Origin of the sequence: Dethiobacter alkaliphilus AHT 1 (assembly GCF_000174415.1) — a bacterium.
Classification (GTDB): Bacteria; Bacillota; Dethiobacteria; order Dethiobacterales; family Dethiobacteraceae; genus Dethiobacter; species Dethiobacter alkaliphilus.
The window spans coordinates 17,749-43,040 of record NZ_ACJM01000005.1; the positions used below are offsets into that span (position 1 = coordinate 17,749).

20 protein-coding genes and 1 riboswitch are annotated in these 25,292 nt (G+C 51.8%); of the genes, 18 read left to right on the top strand and 2 right to left on the bottom strand.

The genetic code is table 11. From position 1 onward, the window contains the following. Positions 1-17 precede the first annotated feature (17 nt). The 10 genes from DEALDRAFT_RS16710 (at position 18) to DEALDRAFT_RS05675 (ending at position 10,739) form a co-directional block, all read left to right on the top strand. Positions 18-713 (top strand): ComF family protein, encoded by a 696-nt coding sequence (locus DEALDRAFT_RS16710; protein WP_008515681.1) that lies wholly within the window; start codon positions 18-20, stop codon positions 711-713. 89 nt (positions 714-802) lie between these two features. Continuing rightward, positions 803-1,000 (top strand): cold shock domain-containing protein, encoded by a 198-nt coding sequence (locus DEALDRAFT_RS05635; protein WP_008515683.1) that lies wholly within the window; start codon positions 803-805, stop codon positions 998-1,000. Positions 1,001-1,168: 168 nt separating this feature from the next. Next, positions 1,169-1,702, top strand: coding sequence for a ribosome hibernation-promoting factor, HPF/YfiA family (hpf, locus tag DEALDRAFT_RS05640; protein WP_008515685.1), 534 nt, complete (start codon positions 1,169-1,171; stop codon positions 1,700-1,702). Between the two features lie 116 nt (positions 1,703-1,818). Beyond that, positions 1,819-2,919 (top strand): hypothetical protein, encoded by a 1,101-nt coding sequence (locus DEALDRAFT_RS05645; protein ID WP_008515687.1) that lies wholly within the window; start codon positions 1,819-1,821, stop codon positions 2,917-2,919. Between the two features lie 135 nt (positions 2,920-3,054). Further along, positions 3,055-3,696 (top strand): hypothetical protein, encoded by a 642-nt coding sequence (locus DEALDRAFT_RS05650; protein ID WP_008515689.1) that lies wholly within the window; start codon positions 3,055-3,057, stop codon positions 3,694-3,696. A gap of 239 nt (positions 3,697-3,935) precedes the next feature. After that, on the top strand, positions 3,936-5,189 hold the full coding sequence (locus DEALDRAFT_RS17540; protein ID WP_008515691.1) for an HD-GYP domain-containing protein: 1,254 nt from the start codon (positions 3,936-3,938) through the stop codon (positions 5,187-5,189). Then, positions 5,186-5,731 (top strand): DUF5317 domain-containing protein, encoded by a 546-nt coding sequence (locus DEALDRAFT_RS05660; protein WP_008515693.1) that lies wholly within the window; start codon positions 5,186-5,188, stop codon positions 5,729-5,731. The genes DEALDRAFT_RS17540 and DEALDRAFT_RS05660 overlap by 4 nt, the downstream gene beginning before the upstream one ends. Positions 5,732-5,908: 177 nt before the next feature. Next, complete coding sequence (gene secA / locus DEALDRAFT_RS05665; protein WP_008515695.1) at positions 5,909-8,758, top strand: preprotein translocase subunit SecA; 2,850 nt, start codon at positions 5,909-5,911, stop codon at positions 8,756-8,758. A gap of 8 nt (positions 8,759-8,766) precedes the next feature. Continuing rightward, a protein-coding gene (gene prfB, locus DEALDRAFT_RS05670) for a peptide chain release factor 2 (RefSeq protein ID WP_196776603.1) occupies positions 8,767-9,877 on the top strand; the annotation gives its coding sequence in 2 pieces (ribosomal slippage) (positions 8,767-8,835 and positions 8,837-9,877; 1,110 coding nt in all). A gap of 16 nt (positions 9,878-9,893) precedes the next feature. Then, complete coding sequence (locus DEALDRAFT_RS05675) at positions 9,894-10,739, top strand: YitT family protein (protein WP_008515699.1); 846 nt, start codon at positions 9,894-9,896, stop codon at positions 10,737-10,739. A 276-nt stretch (positions 10,740-11,015) separates the two neighbouring features. On the opposite strand, the gene DEALDRAFT_RS05680 is transcribed toward DEALDRAFT_RS05675, so the two are convergent. Both DEALDRAFT_RS05680 and DEALDRAFT_RS05685 read right to left on the bottom strand, forming a co-directional pair. Further along, positions 11,016-11,864, bottom strand: a complete 849-nt coding sequence (locus DEALDRAFT_RS05680; protein ID WP_008515700.1) for a thiamine pyrophosphate-dependent enzyme — start codon at positions 11,862-11,864, stop codon at positions 11,016-11,018. Further along, positions 11,857-13,545, bottom strand: a complete 1,689-nt coding sequence (locus DEALDRAFT_RS05685) for a 2-oxoacid:acceptor oxidoreductase subunit alpha (RefSeq protein ID WP_008515702.1) — start codon at positions 13,543-13,545, stop codon at positions 11,857-11,859. Before DEALDRAFT_RS05685 ends, DEALDRAFT_RS05680 begins: the two co-directional genes overlap by 8 nt. Before the next feature lie 250 nt (positions 13,546-13,795). On the opposite strand from DEALDRAFT_RS05685, the gene ftsE reads away from it, so the two are divergent. From ftsE to uvrA, 8 genes are all read left to right on the top strand, one after another. Continuing rightward, positions 13,796-14,485: a cell division ATP-binding protein FtsE gene (gene ftsE, locus DEALDRAFT_RS05690; RefSeq protein ID WP_008515705.1), complete on the top strand. Its 690-nt coding sequence runs from the start codon at positions 13,796-13,798 to the stop codon at positions 14,483-14,485. Continuing rightward, a complete protein-coding gene (ftsX, locus tag DEALDRAFT_RS05695) occupies positions 14,475-15,356 on the top strand; it encodes a permease-like cell division protein FtsX (protein ID WP_008515707.1) in 882 nt (293 codons plus the stop codon). Before ftsE ends, ftsX begins: the two co-directional genes overlap by 11 nt. Positions 15,357-15,373: 17 nt before the next feature. Next, on the top strand, positions 15,374-16,579 hold the full coding sequence (locus tag DEALDRAFT_RS05700; protein WP_008515709.1) for a murein hydrolase activator EnvC family protein: 1,206 nt from the start codon (positions 15,374-15,376) through the stop codon (positions 16,577-16,579). Positions 16,580-16,857: 278 nt separating this feature from the next. Further along, entirely contained in the window at positions 16,858-18,288 is a 1,431-nt protein-coding gene (locus tag DEALDRAFT_RS05705; protein WP_050780774.1) for a S41 family peptidase, read from the top strand. A 15-nt stretch (positions 18,289-18,303) separates the two neighbouring features. Then, positions 18,304-19,614 (top strand): PDZ domain-containing protein, encoded by a 1,311-nt coding sequence (locus DEALDRAFT_RS15910; protein ID WP_008515713.1) that lies wholly within the window; start codon positions 18,304-18,306, stop codon positions 19,612-19,614. A gap of 59 nt (positions 19,615-19,673) precedes the next feature. After that, a complete protein-coding gene (locus DEALDRAFT_RS05725; protein WP_008515715.1) occupies positions 19,674-19,961 on the top strand; it encodes a hypothetical protein in 288 nt (95 codons plus the stop codon). A 74-nt stretch (positions 19,962-20,035) separates the two neighbouring features. Next, positions 20,036-20,122: riboswitch (cyclic di-GMP riboswitch) on the top strand. A 342-nt stretch (positions 20,123-20,464) separates the two neighbouring features. Then, complete coding sequence (gene uvrB, locus DEALDRAFT_RS05730; protein ID WP_008515716.1) at positions 20,465-22,456, top strand: excinuclease ABC subunit UvrB; 1,992 nt, start codon at positions 20,465-20,467, stop codon at positions 22,454-22,456. Next, the gene (gene uvrA, locus DEALDRAFT_RS05735; RefSeq protein WP_008515719.1) at positions 22,457-25,285 is read left to right on the top strand and encodes an excinuclease ABC subunit UvrA; all 2,829 of its coding nucleotides are present in this window, start codon (positions 22,457-22,459) and stop codon (positions 25,283-25,285) included. The last annotated feature ends 7 nt before the right edge of the window (positions 25,286-25,292 follow it).

Consider the following 25,292-nt stretch of genomic DNA (forward strand, 5'->3'; position numbering starts at 1 on the left):
TCTGGGAGGCGAAAATTTTGAGCTTGCTGACACCATTGTTAGATTTGTTGTTCCCGCCGCGCTGTATTTTCTGCCGCAGCCGTAATCATTTGGAAAACGAAATCGGTACCGTGTGTGACCCCTGTCTGGAAGAAGTCAGTGACCCCCAAAATTGCTGCCGGCGGTGTGCCTATCCTCATGTTGGCCAGGCCGAAGTTTGCTCCGCCTGTGGAGACCGCGCTTTTTCGTTTTCCGCCGCCTGTTCCGTCAGCCTTTACAGAGGAAAACTAAAGAAAGCTATCCATAAATACAAGTATAAAGGTGGAAAGGATTTGGCGGGCCCGCTGGGGCAGTTAGTATCCCGGCAGGTAAGGCGCAGCCAATGGCCGGCGCTGGGGGCAGTGGTTCCGGTGCCGCTCCATCCAGATAAATTGTTGGAGCGGGGGTATGATCAGGCTCTGCTTTTGGCACAGGTAATTGGCGCGGAGTTGGAGCTGCCGGTGAAAAAAAGCCTCATCAGGACCAAATCCACAGATAGCCAGACAAAGCTGGGCGCAGCCCATCGTTGGAACAACGTTGCCGGTGCCTTTGACACGGACCCGGACATTGAGCTGCCCAAACGGGTGTTGTTGGTTGATGATTTGCTCACCACAGGTGCCACCGCACATTTTGCGGGCCAGACACTCTTAAAAGCAGGGGTTGGCGAGGTTTATGTGGCCGTTGTGGGAAGATAGTCACATTGACTTTTTTGCCAATTTATGATAAATTTATGCTGTGTTAATGCTTTTGCAGTAGCATAGTTTTATTTCAGGAGGAATGTAAATTGCTCGGAAAAGTAAAGTGGTTTAACCAGGAAAAAGGGTACGGTTTCATCGAAAGAGAAGACGGTGGGGATGTATTCGTTCATTATTCCGCAATTCAGCAGGAAGGCTTTAAATCTCTGGCTGAAGGGGAAGAAGTTGAATTTGAAATTGTTGAAGGCACCCGCGGACCGCAGGCAGCTAACGTTGTAAAACTGTAGCCAGCGATGGCAGTGAAATTATATGAGGATAAAAAATCCCAAAGAAATTTGGGATTTTTTTAATCCCCGCTTTTTCTTAAGTTATTTATCTTTTGTTAAGCTATTTTGGGCAGGATTTTTATAGACTAAAGGTTAATACTAGAAAAAAGCGGGAAGGAGATGAGCGAGATGAAATTGATTCTACGCGGCAAAAATATTGAGGTGACCAACGCTTTAGAGGAGTATGTGAATAAACGGATTGGTAAAATAGACAAGTATTTTGATGTTGATACAGAGGCACAGGTAACGCTTACTGTGGAGCACGGGATGCACAGAGTAGAAGTTACCGCTGCCATTGAGGGAATGATCCTGCGTGCGGAGGAAAGCACAGGTGATATGTATGCATCCATCGACAGTGTGGTGGATAAGTTGGAAAGGCAGATTGCCAAATATAAGACCCGCATAAACCGTAAAGCACGGCAGGGAGGCGGCATTAAAGCCATGAATGAACTGCCGCAGGTGGAAGATGAAGAAGAAGACTGGGATGTGGTGAAGACAAAACGCTTTGTGGTGAAGCCCATGCCGGTGGAGGAAGCAATTCTGCAGATGAATTTGCTGGGCCACGACTTCTTTGTCTTCATGAACGCCGATAATGAGGATGTTAATGTTATTTACCGGCGTAAAGACGGCAAGTACGGCTTAATTGAACCGGCTCTCAAATAAACAATAAGGAAAGACACCCCTTGGTAGACACACGGCGGAAAAACCGTGTAGAATACTAAGGGGTGTTTCTTTTTTTCTAAAAACAGCGATGAAGTGATAACAGGGAGGTTTTGCAAATGATAGATGTGGTGATTTTTGAAGGTAACGAAGCTCATAGCGCTGTGGAAGAGATGCTGATTTGTGCCCGGCGCGCAGCACTGCAGGATAATTTGGCCAAACTACTGTCTTTGCCCGAAGTGGGACGGGTGTTTTTGTCCACCAACCAGCCGGAGATTGCCGCCCTTGCCGGCAGTGAGGTACATATAGAGATGAATGAAGCGGCGCCGGCAGACTTTCATTTTGGCCGGGAACTGCTGCGTTTGGTACAGAAGCATCAGATGCAGGCGGTGATATGCCTGGGGGGAGCGGCCCTGCCACTGGTACAACGGGAAGAATTGGCCGAAGCCTGCCGTCGCGTCCTGGAAAAGCAGGGTCGCTATGTCACCAATAATGTCCAGTCTGCAGACATGGTGGCTTTTAATCCCGCAGAGGTGCTGAGCCGGCATGAACTGCCTGCCACCGATAACGCCCTGGTTTTGCTTTTGCGCTATGATGCCCGTTTTGAGCAAAATCTGATGCCCACTACACTGGGAACCCAGTTTGATATTGATACACCATCAGATCTTTTGGTGCTAGCTGACTCCCCCTTCGGCGGGCCCCATTTGCGCAAAGCCCTTGATGAACTGCAGTTAGACACCACTGCTGTGAGACGGCTCAAAGATGTTTTAAAAAGCAATTATCCCGACGTGGCCATGATTGGACGTATTGGCGCGCCGGCCATTGCCCGCATTAACCATAACTTTAAAGTGCGCCTGCGCATTTTTTCCGAGGAACGGGGCATGAAGGCCCTGGGACGGCTGGACAGAAATGAAGTGGTGTCGCTGTTGGGTTTTTGGCTGGAAGAAATAGGGCCGGACCGTTTCTTTTCCTATCTGGAACAAACGGTTGACGCCGCACTTATAGATACCCGGGTCCTGTTTGCCCATATGAAACAGCCCCTTAGCGATGCGGACCGTTTTTATTCCGATCTGGGTGACTATGAAAAGGTGCAGAATCCCTTTGTCCGGGAATTTACCCGGGCTGCCACCCAAAGTAAAATACCAGTACTGTTAGGCGGCCATTCTCTGGTAACCGGCTGCATTTGGGCTTTCGTGGAAGAAATTGGCTGTATGATTTAGAGCTAATTTTCCTAGTTAGGAAGGATTTTCACATACTGGGTCGAAATATGGTTAGTAGTATTGAAATTTCTGCCAAATAAGTTTTAAATTTCGGGGGAGCACATCCAAAGTTCATACAGAGATGGAGGGGTTGAATTGGCCGATGCTCCAAAGGAAATCAGGCTTGCTGAATGTGAGAACCTGATTAAACAGATACGCGATGTGATATCGGTAAATATTGTGCTCGGCGATAATAAAGAAATCGAAGAGATTCATATCCTGGCGGAAGATACCAGAAACGCCAAACAATTGGTTCGGGATGTGGAAACTCTGCTTCGCGTCGAGTACGGGTTGGATCTTGATCATAAAAAAATATCCGTTGTTCAACTCAAAAACGAGCAAAAGCTTTTGCAGGACAAGCGTGTCAAATTTACAGCCATCCAGTATTCCCTGCAGGGGAGTCAGTTGGAAGCTCTGGTTGAACTTACCTCGGACAAGCGTTCCTGTCAGGGAAAAAGCTGCGGCGTAAATTCCAGTTCAAACCGGTTACGCCTCTTTGCCGAAGCTACCCTTAATGCGCTCAATGATTTTCTGGATTCCGGCACCACCGTGTTTCTTGAAGATGTGGTGCAATACCCAATGGGGAGGCGCAACATGATTTCCGCCGCCCTTACATATATGCAGGGTCCCAGCGAAGAGTATCTGGTGGGCAGCGCCCTGATTAAACAGGATGAAAAAGAAGCGGTGGTCAGAGCCACCCTCGATGCCATCAACAGACGCATTCCTATTGATATTTGACATTTATCATAGCAAAAAAAAGGGACCGACACTCTCCTTTAACCCCGAGCGAAGCGGTTTACCTGCCGTCATCTAGCGGACCACGGTAGAGGAAACCGTAAAGGGGGCTTTCTCAATGGCAAAAGTTATCCGTGCTATCGTAGCGCTGGCGACTCTCGTACTTGCTGGTGGTGCTGCTTTTAAGTGGTTCTAAAACCTTACTAAGAAGTCGGTCCTTTTTTTATATTTTGGAAGAGATTATGTCATTTAAAGAAGAGCCACTTCAAATCAAAATATATATACTTTTCGTAACTTTGATAGGGCTAATTGTATTATATTCAGATCGCCCTGATTTTAGAGAGCTTGGCTTGCACTTTTTCTTGTTTGTAATCCTGTATATTATATTAGAGCACCTCGACGTACCTATTCCTCGCGGCCAAGGTTATGTATCGGTTAGCTATGCAATCAGCCTTGCAATGTTAATCATTTTTGGCCCTACAGCAGCAGCCTGGGGAAGTGCTGCACTTATTTTCCACGTTAGAACATTTAAATTTTTCCGCACTAAACTTCACCGGATGATTTTTAATGCTGCACAGATGGCTATTGCAACAAGAGTTGCTGGTGAAATTTTTGTCTTACTGGGTGGAACGGTTGGAAACATCTCTTTATCTATTGATCTGCTGCCAATCACAATTAGTGTTTTTATATATCTTTTAGCGAACACTATGCTGGTAATGACCGTAATTTCTTTATCGGAGAAGCGGTCATTTCTTGGCGTCTGGTTGACCAGTTTTAGCTGGTCTGTGCCCAACCTTCTGGCAACTGCTTCTTTAGGTATCCTGATTGCTGCTGTACATCTTAACATAGGTTTTTACGGAGTCTTGATGCTATTAATACCGTTGATGGTTGCACGACACACATTTATTATGTATATTGACATGCGCAACCAATACATCAGCACTATTAAAGCATTAACCAAGGCCATCGACGCCAAAGATCATTATACTCACGGTCATTCGGAGCGGGTGGCACAATACACCGTACAGATTGCTCAGGAGTTAAAACTGCCGGAAGACTTTGTAGAGAAACTGGAGTACCTGGCATTAATGCATGATATCGGTAAAATCGGTATTCCGGAGCAGATTCTCAATAAGCCCAGCCGGTTGTCTGATGATGAATTTGATCTGGTACGGTCCCACTCGGCAGTGGGGGCGGAGATTATCAGTAATATTAAATTTATCGGTGAGCATGCCGATATTGTGCGCCATCATCATGAACGCATCGACGGACGTGGCTATCCTGATAACCTGCCGGGGGATAAAATGTCACTGGGAGCAAAGATTGTGGGTGTGGCCGATGCTTTCGATGCCATGACTTCGGAACGCATCTACAGTAATCCCATGAGTAAGCAGGAAGCTGTGGCCGAGCTGCGGCGCTGCTGTAATACTCAGTTTTGCGAACAGGTGGTTAATGCTTTTGTTAAAGTTTTGCGGCGCAGGGGGGAAATCGAGTGATTGTCCTGGGAATTCTCCTGGCTGTGGTGGTAGGCCTACTGCGAGGGGGGAAACTGGCGCGGCTGGGTGATGTTAGCCTGAAAGCCATGCCTTTGGTGTGGGTGGCATTAGTGATGCGGGCCTTGGTGGGTGTGGTGGAGAATGCAGGTTTTACCTATGCACCGGGACTGCAAATTGCAGCCTATATCCTTTTTTTCTATGCGGTTTGGCTTAATCTGGCTCAGCCCGGGATTAAACTGTTTGGGCTGGGGAGCCTGCTGAATTTTGTGGTGATTGCGGCCAACGGGGGCAGAATGCCGGTTTCCGCTGATGCCATTGCTGCGGCGGGCGGTAGCGGTACCCCTACGGGAACCCATGTTTTGCTGACGGAAGGAACACGACTCTGGTTTTTAGCTGATGTGATTGCCCTGCCAAGGATCTCGCCGGTGGCGCAGGTAATCAGTGTGGGTGATATCCTGATTGTGATGGGTGTGTTTCTTTTTATCCAGCGGCGGATGGTGGGAGAGGAAGAGCCTGCCGTACTTGTATCAGCCAAGAAATAATGGTAAAATAACGGTGGATTCTGCAAAGGAACCGAAAGGTTCCTTTTATTGTACCGGTAGGAAATTAAAACGCTTCGCAGTTTGCGAAGCTGCTAAGGAAACCGGTATGGAAAAGCGCGCGTTGAGGGAACTTAATAAGCGCGCCTTTCTTAATTATACAAAAATGGAGGGTATTGCATGCGCGGCCTCATAGCTAAAATTATTGGTGATCCCAATCAACGGGAACTGAAAAAATTAAATCCCATTGTGGAAAAAGTGAATAGTTTTGATGAGCAAATGCGGGCTTTGGCTGATGATGAGCTTCGCAATAAGACCACCGAGTTTAAACAGCGGCTGGATGAGAGGGTGGCGGGTCTGCGAGAGAAGGTTGAACAAGAGCGTTCACAGCTTTCTCCCAATGCGGATGCCACTGAACGCCGGGTGCTGGAAGAGGCGGAGAAAGAGCTGTATCAGGCGGAGCAGGACGTGCTGTGGGAGATTCTGCCTGAAGCCTATGCGGTGGTGCGGGAAGCGGGCAGCCGGGTTCTGGGCATGCGTCACTTTGATGTGCAGGTGCTGGGCGGTATTGTGCTGCACCAGGGCCGGATATCGGAGATGAAAACCGGTGAAGGTAAGACACTGGTGGCCACGCTCCCGGCGTATTTGAATGCCCTTACCGGACGCGGCGTTCATATTATTACGGTTAACGACTATCTGGCCAGCCGGGACAGGGAATGGATGGGGCCTCTGTATGAATTCCTGGGCCTTTCGGTGGGCTTGATTGTGCATGGTTTGGATCCGGTGCAGCGCAGGGAATCCTATGCGGCGGATATTACTTATGGGACCAACAATGAGTTCGGTTTTGATTATCTCCGGGATAACATGGTGTTGTACCGGGAGCAGCTGGTGCAAAGGCCGCTGCATTATACCATTGTGGACGAAGTGGACAGTATTCTGATTGATGAGGCCCGAACTCCGCTGATTATTTCCGGGCAGATGAAAGACGATAAACAGGAAGAGGATTATTCCCGGGTTGACAGCGCTGTGAGCCGTCTGAAAGAAGAAACTCACTTCACCGTGGATGAGAAGGCTCATTCTGTGGTGCTCACCGAAGAGGGGGAGGAAAAGGTTGAATCCCTTTTGGGTGAACGGGGCTTGTACGGTGAAGAGGATATAGTCTATGAAGAGGTGGAAGAAGAGCAGGCGCAGGGAAGCCAGGAGGCGGAGCGCCGTAATATAATCAAAAAGAAAGTGGAAAATGCCCTGAAGGCATATGGCCTGATGAAACGTGACCGCAATTATGTGGTTAAAGACGGGCAGATTATTATCGTGGATGAATTTACCGGCCGGCTGATGTACGGCCGGCGCTACAGCGACGGCTTGCATCAGGCCATTGAAGCCAAGGAAAAGGTGAAAGTGGCCAAGGAAAGCATGACGCTGGCTTCCATTACTTTTCAGAATTACTTCCGCATGTACAGTAAACTGGCGGGGATGACCGGTACCGCCAGGACTGAGGAAGCGGAATTCCAGGCGATTTACGGCATGGACGTGGTGGAGATACCCACCAACAAGCCCATGATCCGTCAGGATTTGCCGGATGCCATTTATAAAACGGAAAAGGGTAAATTCCGCTGGGTTGTGGAGGAGATTGTGGAGCGCCACAATACCGGTCAGCCCCTTTTGGTGGGGACCATCTCCATTGAAACTTCCGAAGATCTGAGCCGTATGCTGCAAAAGCGCGGTATTGCCCATGAAGTGCTAAACGCCAAACAGCATGACCGGGAAGCTAAAATTGTCGCTCAGGCCGGGCGGCTTGGTGCGGTGACCATTGCCACCAACATGGCGGGCCGTGGTACAGACATTGTGCTGGGCGGAAATCACGAGTCCCTGGCAGAAGATGAATTCCGCAGCGAGAAGGGCATGCATATTGAAGATTTAATGACCAGCGATGAAGTTGATGAGGCGGCAAAAGAAGCGGCCCGTAAACGGTTTGGTGAACTGCTTGAAAAATATGAGCGGGAAACCAAGGCGGAGCGGGAAAAAGTTGTGGCTGCCGGCGGACTGCATATTATTGGTACGGAGCGCCATGAATCGCGGCGGATTGATAACCAGCTGCGAGGACGTTCCGGACGTCAGGGTGACGCCGGTTCCAGTCAGTTTTATATCTCCCTAGAAGATGACCTGATGCGCCTCTTCGGTGGCGATAATATCTTTGGTGTAATGGAGAAGCTGGGGCTGGATGAGGATACCCAGATTGACCATCCATTGATTACCCGGGCCATCGAAACGGCGCAGAAGAAAGTGGAAGCGCGTAACTTTGATATCCGCAAGCACATTCTGGAATACGACGATGTGATAAATGAGCAGCGGGAAGTAATTTACAGCCAGCGCCGCCGTGTTCTGGAAGGAGAGAACCTGCGGGATACGGTGATGGAGTGGGTTCCGGAGCTAATTGATGATGCCATCGCTCATTATGCCAGCGAGCAGGTTTACGAAGATGAATGGGATCTGGCCGGCCTATTGGAGTGGGCCGAGGCAGTCTTTCTGCCGCCCAGGCACTTTGCGGTCAGTGATCTGCAGGAGAAAAACCGTGATGAGATACGCGAGATGCTTTTGCAGGCAGCCTTTGATTTCTATAGTGAACGGGAAGAAAAAATAGGTGCGGAACTCATGCGTGAAGCGGAGCGTGTGGTTATTCTGCGGGCGGTGGACACCAAATGGATGAATCATATTGATGCCATGGATGACCTGCGTCATGGCGTGGGCCTGCGGGCTTACGGACAGCGTAATCCGCTGGTTGAATACAAATACGAAGCTTATGAAATGTTCAATGAAATGATCCGCTCCCTGAAAGAAGAAGCAGTGGGCAGGTTATACCGTGTTGAGGTGAAGGCGCCGCCGAAGCGTCAGGCTGTGGCGGTTACCAATGAAACTCCGCCCAGTGATGGTACGGCGGTGCATGGCCCGGCAAAGTCTGATAAAGTGGGCCGCAATGCACCATGCCCCTGTGGTAGCGGTAAAAAGCATAAAAAATGTTGTGGGAAGTAGGTGTCAGAATGTCTTCCGAACTAAAGGAGATGTATCAGCAGTTTCGCGAGCGTCTGAACGAAATGAGGGGGTCTCTTTGACGCTGCCAACAAACAGCAGGAAATAGAAAAACTGACAAAAGAATCGTCTCAGCCTGAATTCTGGAACAACTCGGAGCAGGCGCAAAAGACTATTCAGAAGTTAAAAGCACTGCGCGACGATGTGGAGCCTCTGGAAAATGTCCGCCGTAAGTTGGATGATCTGGAGGTAACCATGACCCTGGCAGAGGATGAAGGGGATAAGGAACTGTGGGTGGATGCGGAGCAGGTGGCAGCAGAACTGGCTGCCGAAATGGACAAGCTGGAATTGGCTGTACTGTTTCGTGGCCGGTATGATGCCAACAACGCCATCATTGCCATTCATCCCGGAGCCGGCGGGACCGAGTCGCAGGACTGGGCCAACATGCTGCTTAGGATGTATACCCGCTGGGCGGAACGGAGAAATTATCAGGTAGAGGTTCTTGATTTGTTGCCCGGTGATGAAGCGGGGATTAAGAGTGCCACGCTCCTGATTAAAGGCCGTAATGCTTATGGTTTTCTGAAGGCGGAACGCGGTGTTCACCGGTTGGTCCGTATTTCTCCCTTTGATGCCGCCAGTCGGCGCCACACATCTTTTGCGTCCCTTGACGTGCTGCCCGAGGTGGAAGAAGGGGACAGTGGAATTGAGATTTCTCCCGATGATCTAAAAATTGATACCTACCGGGCCAGCGGGGCCGGGGGGCAGCATGTTAATACCACCGATTCTGCAGTGCGGATTACCCACATTCCCACCGGGACTGTGGTACAGTGTCAGAATGAGCGTTCCCAACATTCTAACCGCGACAGGGCCATGAAGATTCTCAAGGCCCGCCTGGCGGACCTCTATCAGCGGCAGCAGGCAGAAGAGCTGAGTAACCTGCGCGGTGAGCAGAAGGAAATTGCCTGGGGGAGCCAGATTCGCTCCTATGTATTCCAGCCGTACACCATGGTTAAGGACCATCGGACCGGGGTGGAAGTGGGGAACATTAACGCCGTAATGGACGGAGATCTTGATGAACTGATAGAATCCTACCTGCGTCAGACTGCCGGCGAGAACGGTTAGACTGGAGGGTGTGCGTGTGTCCAGGTTTCAGATTATAAGGGAATATACCGGTGTTTTACTTGGTACCGCAGTGGTGGCCGCTGCATTTCAGATGTTTCTTATTCCCAATCAGATTGCGGCCGGCGGCATTAGCGGCCTGGGTGTAATCCTTTTTCATCTGCTGGGTTTACCGATGGGTATAACAATTTTTTTGTTAAACCTGCCGTTATTTCTGTTATCAGCAAAACTTTTTGGTTGGAAATTTATTGTCCGCGGCTTGTTTGGCGCGGTTTCTCTTTCTTTAATGGTGGAATTATTGGTTTTTTTGCCGCGGGTTACCGAGGACTTGCTGCTGGCTTCTTTGTACGGCGGCATTCTGATGGGTGTAGGTATTGCCCTGGTTTTTGGAGCAAGGGGTTCCACCGGCGGTACGGTGTTGGCTGCTCAGGTGCTGAACAAACTGTTTGGCTTCACCATGGGGCAAAGCCTGCTCAGTGTGGATTTTTTGGTGGTGACTCTGGCCGGTATTGTCTTTAACCTGGAGTTGGCCATGTATGCGCTGATTTCACTTTTTGTCACCAGCCGGGTGATTGACCTGGTGCAGGAAGGTATCAGCAACAGCAAGGCGACCCTGATTATTTCCAGTCATACCGAGGCTATAACGGAGCGTATCCTGCGTGACCTGGACCGTGGCGCCACCATACTCACCGGTAAGGGCGCTTATACCAAAGAAGACCGGGACATGGTACTTACCGTGGTTTCCCAGTCGGAAGTGCCCCGGCTAAAAAACATTGTCCACGAAGTGGACGAACGAGCCTTTGTTATCGTTGGCAACGCCCAGGACGTTCTAGGCGAAGGATTCAGACCCGGCCCCGAAAGCTAATCTGAGACAAAGGGGACCCTCTGCGAGGACAGGCAGGTGATTTTGTCTCATTATAAAGAGCAGTCTGGAAATATGCCAGACTGCTCTTTTAGAAGACACAAGGGGTTAGCTTTTTAGTTAAGCAAAGGAACTGATTCTCCCAGTAAGCATGGGACAGTTGACCTGTCCCCGTGTCCCATTTTGACAGCAAAAAGCGCAATCTGCTGCATGCAGACTGCGCTTTTTTGAGAATGAATTGTGGACAAATAAACCTGTCCCTCTGTCCACGCTTTTCCGTTAGAGGAATTCGTCCTGGAGGGAGGAGAGGTCGGCGGGGTTAAAGGGGCGGGTGGCCAGGGGTTCGCCCCGGAGAGTGGGGAAGTGAGATTCAAAGGTTTCGTGAGGGACGTTGTAGAAGATGCCCAGTGGTATTTCGTCGCCCCACTGTCGGGCCAGCTCCATGGCTGCCTGCCAGTTTTGTGGGTCATGGTTTTCCGGGTGGTAAACCCGTTCTTTGTACCAGCCGTATGTGTTTAGTTTGTTGAAAGAGACGCAGGGCTGCAGGATGTCGATTAGCGCGTATCCGGGGAACTGGATGGCCTGCTTCATGGTTTCTTTTAAGTGGTCCTTTTCTCCGGAAAAACAACGGGCCATAAAGCCGGCTCCCATCACCAGGGCGGTGGAAAGGGGGTTAAAGGGAGGCAGGATATTACCGGCGGTCTGGACCTTGGTTTTCATGCCGGTCTCGCTGGTGGGACTGGCCTGCCCTTTGGTGAGGCCGTAGATCTGGTTATTGTGGACGAAATGGGCAATGTCCGGGTTGCGCCGGATATTATGGATAAAGTGGTTGCCTCCTTCTCCGTAGGTGTCGCCGTCACCGGATTCTACGATAACTTTCAGGGATGTGTTGGCTACCCGGGCGCCGATGGCCGGGGGCAGTGCGCGGCCGTGCAGGCCGTTAAAGCCGTTGACCTTGATATAATGGGGCATTTTTGCCGCCTGGCCGATGCCGGAGCACAAAAGGACCTGATGATGGGGCAGTTCTAATTCTGCCAGCGCCGCCGCCAGTGCTTCCCGAATGGCAAAGTTGCCGCAGCCGGGACACCAGGCGGTTTCGTTAATAAGATAATCTTTGGCATTACACATCTTTTTGCACCTCCCTGACAATTTCGGAGGCCATAAAGGGCCTGCCGTTAAATTTGAGGATTTCCCGGTCTACTTTCAGGCCGGTTTCGCGACGCAGGAGGGCTGCAAACTGGCCGGTGGCATTGTTTTCCACACAAATTCTCTGTTTAAAGCGGGGAAAGAGTGACTTGATCTGGGCGCAGCGCAGCGGCCAAAGGTCGGCAAAATGCAGGTGTGTGACCTGTTGTCCTGTCTTGCTGAGCAGCTGTCGGGCTTCCTGCAGGGCACCGTATGTGGAGCCCCAGCCAATTAGCAGTATGTCGCCACTTTTCTCCCCTGTTATTTTGGGTTCATCCATCTCAGCGGCCAGCAGGGCCGTTTTTTTCATTCTTTTCCTCACCATTCTGGTGCGTGTTTCGGCGTCTTCGATAATGTTACCGTTTTCGTCGTGCTCGTCACTGTCGGCCAATACCGTTTCTCCGGCAAACTGGCCTGGCAGTGCCCGGGGGGAGATGCCGTTTTCTGTGATGCGGTAGCGCTGATAGGGTTTTTTCAGGTTATCTTCGCTCACCAGATGCCTTCTGTAGCATAGCTTGGAGAAATCAAAGGGTGGGATGGAGCGGGCGGTGTCACCGAAATCCTGGTCTGAGAGGAAGATGACCGGTGTTTGGTATTTCTCCGCCAGGTCAAAAGCTTTATTTAGCCGGTAGAAGGCATCTTCGGCATGGGTGGCGCTAAGAATGGCGCGCGGGAATTCACCGTGTCCCCCGTGGAGGGCAAATTCCAAATCACCCTGCTCGGTGCGGGTGGGCAGGCCGGTGGCCGGTCCGGGGCGCATGGCCAACGCAATTACCAAAGGTGTTTCCGTCATGCCGGCCAGGGAGAGTCCTTCCACCATCAAAGCAAACCCGCCGCCTGAGGTGCAGGTCATGGCCCGGGCCCCGGTAAAAGAAGCTCCCAGGGCCATGTTGATGGCGGCAATTTCATCTTCGGCCTGCTCAACCACCACGTCATGGGAGTCCTGTTTGCCGGCCAGATAGGTCATGATGCCGGTGGACGGAGTCATGGGATAAGCGGAAAGGAAGCGGCAGCCGCTGGCTAGCGCCGCCATTCCCAGTGTTGAGTTGCCGTCCAGGAAAAGTTGCTTGCCTCTCTCCTGTTTATCCGGCAGGGTCAAGCAGGTCTCACATTGTTTGCCCGCCTCCTGGTGGCCCGCTTTCAGGGCCAGGATGTTCTTCCCCGCCAGTTCTTTGCCAAAGGTTTCAGTTAATAGCTCTTCCGTTTCTGTTGTTTGCAGTCCCAGCAGTGCCAGGGTCGCTCCTACGGCAACGGTGTTGGCCATAATCTTATTGCCTGCATCTTTAGCCAGTTTCTCCAACTGCACCGCCACTTGGTTGTCATTCTTGTTTTCAGGGGTAAATTCTTCCGGGTCAAAAATAATCCGTCCATTGTCGGCCAGGTCTGCACTGTGGATCTGGTAGGCCTCTTCATTTAAGGCCACCAGGAGGTTAATTGGGCCGTCGGCCGTCCAGGGCGTTTTTCTGCCGATGCGCAGGCGCGTGAAATTGTGTCCGCCGCGCACTCTTGACATATAGTCCTTGGCGCTCAGTACGCCATATCCTGTCCGTACCAGCGCTTTGCCCAGCAGCTGGGCAATGGTCTCCATGCCCTGGCCTGCGGCACCGCCAATCAGGATGTTCATATCTGTTCCTCCTTTGTTTTTCTATCTTACTGTATTTTCTTCTGTCCGGCAGGCAAAAACTCCTTTGTGGAAAGGGAAGTCAGATACGCCAACACTTGAGGGGATTTTACAAAAAATATACAAAAAAAGTGGCGCAGGTAAAAGGTTTTTCTAGATTGCTGTCGAAATTATGTTAAGTGTTTATTAGGAAGTTTAAGATTTTGTTAAGCTAAACCCAATGTTAAAGCAGGAATGGAGTGACCAGGACAAAATGATTGAAGTTCAACGCGTTTCCATGGCCTACCCAAACGGCGTGTCAGCGTTGAAAAACATAAACGTCTGTATTGAGCGTGGAGAGTTTGTTTTTGTAGTGGGGGAAAGCGGCGCAGGGAAATCAACGCTAATCCGCTTAATGTGCCGTGAGTTTTTGCCCACTTCAGGCAGTATCAGAGTACAGGGCCGGGACATCACCCGGCTAAAACGCAGGGAAGTACCGCTGTTTCGGCGCAATGTAGGTGTGGTCTTTCAGGATTTCAGACTGTTGAACAATCGCAGTGTATATGACAATGTGGCCTTTGCCATGCAGGTTATCGGTGCTCCTGGCCGTGAAGTCCGGCGTCGTGTGCCCGAGGCCCTGGAGGTAGTGGGCATATCCCACAAGGCAAAAATGAAGCCGCAGGAGCTTTCCGGCGGTGAACAGCAGCGTGTTTGCCTGGCGCGGGCTATTGTGAATCAGCCCACATTGATTATTGCCGATGAACCCACCGGAAACTTGGATCCCAAGACATCCACCGGCATTATGGATGCATTAAAAAATATTAATATTCGTGGCACCACCATTGTTATGGCTACCCATGACAAGGATATTGTGGATACCATGAGGCAGAGGGTTCTTGTGCTAAGCAATGGCAACATTGTGCGGGACGAAAAGAGAGGAGTATACTGCCAGCATGCTAATTAGAAACTTTATATATTACATCAAAGAAGCGTTCAGCAGCATTTTTCGCAACGGCTGGATGAGCTTTGCCTCAGTGGGCGTTGTGACGGTAACCCTGTTTATTTTGGGCAGTTTTCTGCTGTTGAATATTAACGTGGAGCATTTGGCGGAAGATATCAAGGATCAGGTGGAGATTATCGCTTATGTGGATGAGGAATTATCCACCCGTCAAGTGGATTCGCTGCGGGTTCAGGTAATTCAGCTTGAACAGGTGGAGGAAGTCCGCTTCGTGGGCAAAGACGAAGCGCTGTACCGCCTGCGGGACCAACTGGGCGATCTGGTGGAAGGGTATGAGGATGACCGAAATCCGCTCCGTGATTCTTTTGAAGTCCGCACCATTATTCCGGAAGATATTCCGGCGGTGGCGGCACAGTTGGAGAGAATGCAGGGTATTGCCCGGGTGGACTACGGCACGGAAGTGGTGGAGCGGCTCTTTATGTTTACCGGTACCATCAGGTGGGTGGGGATGGCCTTTATGACCGGGTTGGCGCTGACGGCCATGTTCCTGATTGCCAACACCATCAAACTCACCGTAAATGCCCGCTCCAAGGAAATCATGATTATGAAGTATGTGGGGGCCACGGAATGGTTTGTGCGCTGGCCCTTCCTGATAGAAGGGGTATTATTGGGGTTTTTGGGTGCCTTGATGCCCACGCTGGTGCTGGTGTTTGTGTACGGCGAAGTGGTGGCGTGGACAAGCCTCAATCTGTATTTTTTACCGTTGGTAGCTCCGGAAGTTATTATCAGTGAACTGGCGAAACTGTTGCTCCTGTTGGGGACCGCCATCGGCGGAATGGGCAGCCTGGTTTCTATGCGCAGGTTCCTGAAAGTTTAAGTGCGGGAGGGATGGAATTGTCGAAGGTAAAAGCGGGAATCGTTTTGCTGTTGGTGGTGCTGTTGTTGGGCACCGGTATTCTGCCGGTCTTTGCCAATCAGATTAGTGATAAGCAGCAGGAACTTGATTCCGTCCGCGGGGGCATTGATGATCAGAAGAAAGAGCTGCAGCAGAACAAAGAGGAACAGGAGCGGGTAGAAAGGGAAATCCGCCGCCTGGAGGCCGAAACCAGGGTTATTCAGGCCGAATTGCGCTCCATTGGCAACCAGATCAGTGCCACGGAGGCCGAGATTGAGAAGATAGTGGCGGAACTGGCCGACGCTGAAGCAAGCATTAAGGAAATGGATCAGGTCATGGCGGTGCGCTTGCGGGCCATGCATGAAAACGGCGCCGTCAGTTACCTGGATGTGCTGTTTAGCAGCTCCTCCTTTGGCGAGTTTCTAACCCGCTACAATGATTTACAGCTAATTATCGCGGAAGATAAGGCCATTCTAACCGAGTTACGGGAAGAACGGGCCCGGATTGTGGCGATGAAAGAGGAGCTGGAAGGCCGGCGCCAGGAACTGGAACTGTTACGTCGGGAGAATATTGCCAAGCGTACTGATTTGGAAAAGAAGCAGGCCGAACAGCAACGACTGGCATCAGCTTTAGAAGAGGCTTTTCGGGAAATGGATGAAGCTGTAAGCTCCATGGAAGCGGAAGCTAAACAGCTGGAAGAAACCATTAAGCAGCTGCAGGCTGCCGCTGCCCGGGCCAGTGCACCTGCTTCCCGCGGTACGGGACAAATGGTCTGGCCCGTGCCGGAATATGGTCCGGCATGGATTACTTCCCGCTTCGGGACACGCGTTAATCCCATAACCGGGGCTCCCGGAGCATGGCATGGTGGTGTGGATATAGCCATACCGCACAGCCGGTATCCCCGTAACCGAAGCGGAGCTCCCGTTAATACGGTGGCTGCCGATTCAGGGGTAGCGTACATATTCCCGGATCAGTTTCCGGGACAACGGAGGGGCTATGGAAACCTGGTAATTGTTGACCACGGAGGCGGTGTTGCCACAGCCTACGCACACCTGGCCCGTTTCCACGTCAGCAACGGGGAAACGGTAGGGCGTGGGCAACCCTTAGGGGTAATAGGTTCCACAGGCGCTTCTACCGGACCGCATCTGCATTTTGAAGTTCGGATAAACGGCGAGAGGGTCAATCCACTGCCATATATTCAATAGCATAGACTTGTGAACGCACCTTGCACTGGGGTGCGTTCTTGTTTGTACTGCCAGCATTATAAAGCTTCGGAGATAGCGAAGCTGCTAATGTGGCAGTACAAAAGCGCGCGCTGAGGAAACCGAAAGAGTGCGCCTTTCTTGTCAGATATTGCGGTGGAATCTACAGTAGAAAAAAACGCGTGATAGGTTTATAATGATAATTAGGGCGAATTTCATTTATTCATTCTAAGTCTGTGTTAGTGACTGAAAAAACTAGGCTGAAAGTTGGTGTCTTTAGTTTGAAAAGACGAATCATAATTATGCTGGCTGTGGCGCTGGTTCTCAGTAATCTGATTACCTATCGCGCTACCCGGAATGCCTATCGCTGGCCTGTGAACATGCCTCCCGCTGCTGAGGAAAACGGTGACGATAACGTTGCTGAGGAGAAGTCCGCAGAATTGGCAGCTTTTTTGGAAGTGTTGTCCATTCTGGAAGACCGCTACCTTGATGAGGTTTCGCAGGAAGAGCTGTTAACGGCGGCGATTCAGGGGATGGTGGAATCGCTGGACGATCCCCAGACCAGCTTTTTGGATCCCTCCCACTGGGAAGAGATGATGATCACCATTGACGGTTCTTTTTCCGGAATTGGCGTGGAAATCAACTCAGTGGACGATTATATTACCATTATTTCACCCATCAGAAATACTCCGGGTGAGCGCGCCGGCTTGTTGGCCGGTGACCGCATCGTGGAGGTAGACGGGGAAGATATTGTAGGTATTACCACCATGGAAGCGGTCCAGCTGATGCGCGGTCCGGAAGGGACACCGGTCACCATCACAGTGGAACGGGACGGGGTGGATGAACCCATTACCGTAGAAATTATCCGGGAGAGTATCATGCTGCCCAGCGTCTTTCCCAAGATGTTGGAGTCGGGCATCGGCTATATTGAAGTGACCAACTTTGATGAGCATACCGGGGAAACTTTCCGCGAAGCTCTGTTGGAGTTGGAAACGGAGGATATGGGTGGCTTGATTCTCGATTTGCGGGATAATCCCGGCGGTTTGCTCAATGAAGCGGTAAAAATTGCCCGGGAGTTATTGCCGGCCGGACCCATTACCCACATGGTGGACCGGGACGGAGAAATTCTGGAAACGTACCAGTCCTTCGGAACAGAAAAACCATATCCCATAGTTGTGCTGGTTAACGGTGCCAGTGCTTCCGCCTCAGAAATTATTGCCGGCGCTTTCCAGGATACCGGTACCGCCACAGTGGTGGGTACAAAGACCTACGGCAAGGCAACGGTACAGCATCTGGAAGGCTTGGCCAACAGCACTGGATTGCGCTATACCGTGGCCAAGTACCAGACGCCCAATGGCCGGGACATTAACGAAGTGGGCCTGGAGCCGGATGTAGAGGTGGAACTGCCTGACGAGCTGCGCGTGCTTTTTCATCGGGTGGCCAGAGACCTGAAGCCCGGCGATGAGGACATGAATGTCCAGTTCCTGCAGCAGATGCTTAAGAGTCTGGATTATAATGTTAATGATACCGGTGTCTACGACAGCGCCACCGAGCGGGCCGTCCGTTCTTTCCAGAACGAACACGGTTTAAATGCTACCGGTGAGCTGAATCTGGAGACCCGCACCCAACTAAATGAAGAAATAGACCGATTGCTGGAAGAAAACGATACTCAGATGCAAAAAGCGGTGGAAGTTATCCTGGAAAAAATGTAGCGAGGGAGTGGGCAGATGGAGTTTATGCAGATCGTCCGTCTGTTTCTGGGCACCTATGCCATGTTTCCGCTAAACATCCTGTTTTGGATAGTGGTTTTACTGATTACCTCTCAATACAGAAGGGTGGCCCGCAATGAAGCTCAACTGTTGGGGCGGGCGAAATATCCTGTAGGGTGGCAGGTAGCCTATTCCGCCGTTTTTGGCTTGGCGGGCGGACTGTTGGCCAGTGCTTTGCTGGTGTTTTTCGGAATTTCTCTGATAGAAATCGGCATCTTCCCCTTTGTCTGGCCCTTGGCCATCATCCTGATGCTGGTCCATCCCCGGTACCTGTGCTTTGCTTATGCCGGTGGTTTGGTGGGTTTTGCTTCCGCACTGCTGCGAATAATGTCTGCTCACTGGCCGGCACTGATCCAGGGTGACGGATTCCTGGCCGAGTTGTTGGCTCAGCTAGCCGGCCTCCATATTCCGGGTTTGCTGGTTTTAATCGGCATACTTCACCTTACGGAGAGTTTCCTTATTGCCGTGAGTGGACACCTTTTCCCCAGCCCACTGTATATTAAAACCGACCATGGTGTGGTGGGCGGTTTTTCGCTACAAAAATTCTGGCCCCTGCCATTGGTGGGGTTGGTGGCCATGGTGGTTACTATGGAAGCCGCTGATGCGGCCATTGGGGCGGCACGTATGCCTCAGTGGTGGCCACTGCTTTCCAGCGGCTCCGTGCCCGGCCCGGGAGAGACGCTGATGTATATGTTGATGCCCATTGTGGCCGGACTGGGTTACGGCGATATGGCTGTCTCCACTCCGCCCCGGGAAAAAAGTAAACAATCTGCGGTTAATCTCGGCCTCTACAGCGTGGTTCTCATCGCCGTGGCCTTTGCCGCTTTTTATGAGCCGCTGGTGATGATTCCCGCCGCCCTGTTTGCTCCCTTTGGCCACGAATTTTTAATCATGCGCAACAATCAGCGGGAGTTTTCCAGGCAGCCTTTGTTTGTGGCACCGGACAAAGGGGTGAAGGTGATGGATGTTTTTCCCGGTTCTCCGGCGGAAAAGGCAGGCCTGCAGCCCCATGATGTTATTCTTGCCATGAACCGGTTTGCGGTCCATGATACAGCCATGTACAAAAATCTGCTGGCCATGGCCGGACCCGACCTGGAGCTGGAAATCATGCGGGACGGACTGCGCCATACCGTGGATATACCCGGCCCGGACCCGGGCATTATTCCGGTGCCGGACCGATTCACCCCGGCTTATGCGGAAATAAACCACAATCATTTTTTCTCCGCCCTGGGAGAAAAAATACAAAAGTTAAGAACAGCGGAAAAATAGGCGGCGCATCCGTCTATTTTTTTATTGTTGGGAAAAAATAACGCCGGGAGGTGTTTATTATGCCCGAAGGTAGCGAAAAGAAGTTATTGGAGATGCAGAACCTGCTTAAGCAGCTAACGCTGCGTCAGGCCGAAACCAACAAGCAGATACTACGGTCGCTGCAGCAGACCAATGCCGCTTTGCTGGAAGCACAGCAGCTTTTGCAGGCGGACTTGAAGTTTCATGAAGGTTTAAGCAAGTCTGGGGATTTTCAGGCTTTAAAAGATGCGGAGTGGCCGGTTTCCTTACAGGAGCTGGATACGCAAATTCCGCCCTGGCGGTTGGCCAAGCCGCCGGAGCTGCAGTAAATTTTGCGGACAGGCATTATCTGGCATAGCTTGACAAAAAATGCAGCCTGTGATAATCTGAACGATAAAATGACATTCGCTCAGGGCAAACCTGTTGAAAGGCAGGGACGCAAAGCCAAGGGTCTAACACTGCAAAGCAGTCATGACAGCCGGTTGCCGAAGGAACGCCTGTTTAGGCCTGCTTTCCGCACCGGAAGGACAGGTCTTTAAATTTTCTAACATAAATCTCCTCTTCACTAAACTGTGGCCTCACAGTTTTTTTTTGTGTGCAAATCGTGCAAATCGGGGACGGACCTTTTTTCGCATTTAGTGTGCAATTTCTTGCAAGGAGGCGTCTTCTCCAACGGTGTGGACAGAAAAACCTGTCCCTCTGTCCACGAAAAGTGAGACAAAATCACCTGTCCCCTTTGTCTCACCTTGTTCGGGGTGGTCAAAAATCGACATGTTTGTGGTATAATAGTTATGTTTACTTGTATGAGGAAAATTTATAAGGAGCAGGATAGATGACACGGTTTCAGATTAAAAGTGAGTTTGGCCCGCAGGGCGATCAGCCCAAGGCCATTGAGGAGCTGACGGAGGGGCTGAAAAAAGGCTTTCGGCACCAGACTCTGTTGGGGGTCACCGGTTCAGGTAAAACCTTTACCATGGCCAATATTATTGAAAAAGTGCAGCGGCCCACGTTGGTAATTGCACATAATAAAACGCTGGCGGCTCAGCTGTGCAGCGAGTTTCGTGATTTTTTCCCCGACAATGCCGTGGAGTACTTTGTCAGTTATTATGATTACTACCAGCCGGAGGCGTATATCCCCCAGTCCGATACTTATATCGAAAAGGATTCGGCCATTAATGATGAAATTGAAAAGTTGCGCCACTCAGCCACCAGTGCGCTGTTTGAGCGCCGCGATGTTATTATTGTGGCCAGTGTGTCCTGCATCTACGGCCTGGGCTCCCCGGATGAATACCGAGAGCATGTGGTTTCGCTGCGGGTGGGGATGGAAAAGAGCAGGGACGAGATTGTCAAGCAGCTGGTGTCCATCCAGTTTGAACGCAACGACGTGCAGCTGGAGCGCAGCCGTTTCCGGGTGCGCGGCGATGTGCTGGAGATTTTCCCCGCCTCGTCTACGGAGAAAGCGGTGCGGGTGGAGTTTTTCGGTGATGAAATAGAGCGGATCCGGGAGATAGATACGCTGACCGGTGAAATTCTTGGTGAGCGGCAGCATATTGCTATTTTCCCCGCTTCCCACTTTGTCACTTCCCGGGATACGCTGGAAGCGGCCATGGTTGATATCCGGTCGGAGTTGGAGGTGCGGCTGCAGGAGCTGCGCAGCAGGGATAAACTGCTGGAAGCCCAGCGGCTGGAGCAGCGGACCAACTATGATTTGGAGATGATGAACGAAATCGGGTTTTGCACCGGCATCGAAAACTATTCACGCCACATGGACCGGCGGCCTGCAGGCAGCCGTCCCCATACGCTGATAGATTATTTTCCGGAGGATTTTCTGCTGTTTATAGATGAGTCGCACCAAACCATTCCCCAGGTCCGGGGGATGTACGCCGGGGACCGCTCCCGTAAGGAGACGCTGGTGGAGCACGGCTTCCGCCTTCCTTCGGCGCTGGATAACCGCCCCCTGATTTTCCATGAGTTTGAGGAGCTGGTGAATCAGGCGGTATATGTTTCTGCCACGCCGGGCCCCTACGAGCAGGAACACAGTCAACAGGTGGTGGAGCAGATTATCCGGCCCACCGGCCTAATTGACCCGGAGATTATTATGCGTCCCGTAAAAGGACAGATTGATGATCTGTACGGTGAAATCCGCCTCCGGGCTGAGGCCAATGAGCGGGTGCTGGTCACCACGCTGACCAAACGGATGGCGGAGGACTTAACCGAGTATTATAAGGAATTGGGCGTGCGGGTCCGTTACCTGCACTCGGAAATTAACACCCTGGAGCGGATGGAAATTATCCGTGATTTGCGCCTGGGTGAGTTTGATGTACTGGTGGGTATTAACCTGCTGCGGGAAGGGCTGGATTTGCCCGAGGTTTCCCTGGTGGCCATTTTAGATGCCGATAAAGAAGGCTTCCTCAGGGCGGAGCGTTCCCTGATTCAGACCATTGGCCGGGCGGCCCGTAACGTCCACGGCACCGTGATTATGTATGCCGATAAAGTAACCGATTCCATGCAAAAGGCCATGGATGAAACAGAACGGCGCCGTCAGATTCAGATGGAATTTAACCGGGAGCACAATATTACACCTGCTACTATTAAAAAGGCGGTGCGTGCCGTAATTGAAGCCACCCAGGTGGCAGAAGAGGCGCTCTCCGACTATGTGGATAAAGACAGCCCGGCAGAGCTGAGCCCGGCGGAACGTAAGAAGACAATTGCCAAGCTGGAAAAGGAAATGAAAAAAGCAGCCAAGGAGCTGGATTTTGAACAGGCTGCCCACCTGCGCGATATGATTGCAGCGCTGCGAAAAACAGGAATAGAGGAGAAATAAATGATTCAGGATAAGATTTTAATTAAAGGGGCCCGGGAACATAACCTGGCCAATATTGATGTGGAAATCCCGCGCAACCGGTTGGTTGTGATTACCGGTGTGTCCGGTTCAGGGAAATCTTCCCTGGCTTTTGATACGGTCTATGCCGAAGGGCAGCGCCGCTATGTGGAATCTTTGTCCGCTTATGCCCGGCAGTTTCTGGGACAGATGGATAAGCCGGATGTGGACTATATTGAGGGGCTCTCACCGGCAATTTCCATTGACCAGAAAACTACCTCCCGCAACCCGCGCTCCACGGTGGGTACGGTGACGGAAATATATGACTACCTGCGGCTGTTGTTTGCCCGCATCGGCCGGCCCCACTGCCCCCACTGTGAGATCCAGATTGCCCAGCAAACGGTGGAGCAGATGGTGGACAGGATAATGACCATGCCGGAGCGCACCAAAATTCAGGTGTTGGCGCCGCTGGTACGGGGCCGTAAAGGTGAATACAGCAAACTGTTCCAGGATGCCCGGGCCGACGGCTTTGTCCGGGTGCGGGTGGACGGTGAGCTGCGTGACTTGGATGAAGAAATTACTTTGGATAAAAACAAAAAGCATAACATCGAAATTGTTGTAGACCGTCTGGTAATCAAGGAAGGGCTGGAACCGCGGCTGGCCGATTCGCTGGAAACTTCACTGAATTACGGTGGAGGACTGGTGATAATCGACGTTATTGACGGGGAGGAAATTCTCTTTTCCTCGGCTTTTGCCTGCCCGCAGTGCGGTTTTTCCTTTGAAGAGTTGTCTCCGCGGATGTTTTCTTTTAACAGTCCGTACGGAGCATGCGCGCCGTGCACCGGCCTGGGCAGCAAGGCAGAAATTGACCCGGATCTGGTAATTCCCGACAAACGGCGTACTTTAAGAGAAGGGGCCATCGCTCCCTGGAAATCAGGCACACAGGGTTATTATCAGCAGCTACTGGAGACGGCGGCCAAGCATTTTGAAATCGATATGGACAAACCCTTTGCCTCACTGCCTAAAAAGCAGCAGAAACTGCTCTTATGGGGAGCAAAGGAGCGGATTCCCTTTAGCTATACAGATGCTCACGGCCGTTTGCATCAATATAACCTGCGCTTTGAAGGGGTTGTCCCCAATCTGGAGCGGCGCTACCGGGAGAGCACCTCGGAGCAGGTTCGTGAAGACCTGGAAAGTTATATGTCCCATACGCCCTGCCCGGAATGCGGCGGCAGCCGGCTGAAGGCTGCCAGCCTGGCGGTGACGGTGGGGGAGAAAAACATCGCCGAAGTAACGTCCCTCACCGTGCATGCGGCGCGGGAATATATAGGCAGCCTGGAGTTATCGGAGAAGGAACAGCAGATTGGCCGCCTGGTGATCAAGGAAATTGAAGAGCGGCTTGGCTTTCTCTTAAATGTGGGTTTGGAGTACCTGACGCTGGACCGTGCCGCCGGCACCCTGTCCGGTGGCGAGGCACAGCGCATCCGCCTGGCCACCCAGATTGGCTCCAGTCTCACCGGAGTGCTCTATATCCTGGATGAGCCCAGCATCGGCTTGCACCAGCGCGACAACGAGCGGTTGATTAAAACTTTGGAGCGTTTACGGGATCTGGGCAACACTGTGATTGTGGTGGAGCACGATGAAGAGACCATTGAACGCGCCGACCATATTCTTGATATCGGTCCCGGTGCCGGTGCCTGGGGCGGCCGGGTGGTGGCCGCCGGGCCGGTGGAGGAGATTAAAAAAGTTCCCGAATCGGTGACCGGGCAGTATCTGAGCGGCAGAAAAGCCATTCATGTACCTGATAAACGGCGGGAGCCCAACGGTAAGTGGCTGGAAGTCCAGGGCGCCAAGGCCCATAACTTAAAAGACCTTAGTGTGCCCATTCCTCTTGGTGTGCTGACCTGTGTCACCGGAGTTTCCGGCTCCGGGAAAAGCACCCTGATTAATGAGATTCTTTACCGGCGGCTGGCACTGGAGTTGCACCGCGGTCGGCAGAAACCGGCGGACCATGATGAGCTTTTGGGGCTTGAGCATCTGGATAAGGTAATTGATGTGGACCAGTCACCCATCGGGCGTACGCCGCGTTCCAACCCCGCCACCTATACCGGTGTTTTTGATTATATCCGGGAGCTGTTTTCCCGCACCTCCGAGGGGCGGGCCCGCGGCTACATGCCTGGACGCTTCAGCTTTAACGTTAAGGGTGGCCGCTGCGAAGCCTGCCGCGGTGACGGCATTTTGCGCATCGAGATGCATTTTCTGCCCGATGTTTATGTGCCCTGCGAAGTATGCCGCGGCAAACGTTACAACCGGGAAACTCTGGAGATCCGTTATAAGGGCAAAAACATCGCCGATGTGCTGGCCATGACGGTGACCGAAGCGCTGGAGTTTTTTGATGCCATTCCCCGCATTAAACGCAAACTGCAGACACTCTACGATGTGGGACTGGGCTACATTCGCCTGGGACAGCCTGCACCCACCCTCTCCGGCGGAGAGGCGCAGCGTGTAAAGCTGGCCACCGAACTTTCCCGCCGCAGTACGGGCAAAACCCTCTATATTCTGGACGAACCCACCACCGGCCTGCACAGCGATGATATCAGCAAACTTTTGACCATCCTGGACCGGCTGGTGGATAACGGTGACAGTGTTTTGGTCATTGAGCATAACCTGGATGTGATTAAGCGCGCCGATTATCTGATTGATCTGGGGCCCGAAGGCGGGGATGCCGGCGGTAGGATTGTGGCCAGCGGCACCCCCGAAGAGGTGGCTCAGGTGGCGGAATCGCACACCGGACGGTTTTTACAGAAAGTCCTGGCTAGGGCCCAGGAGTAGCGGAGGC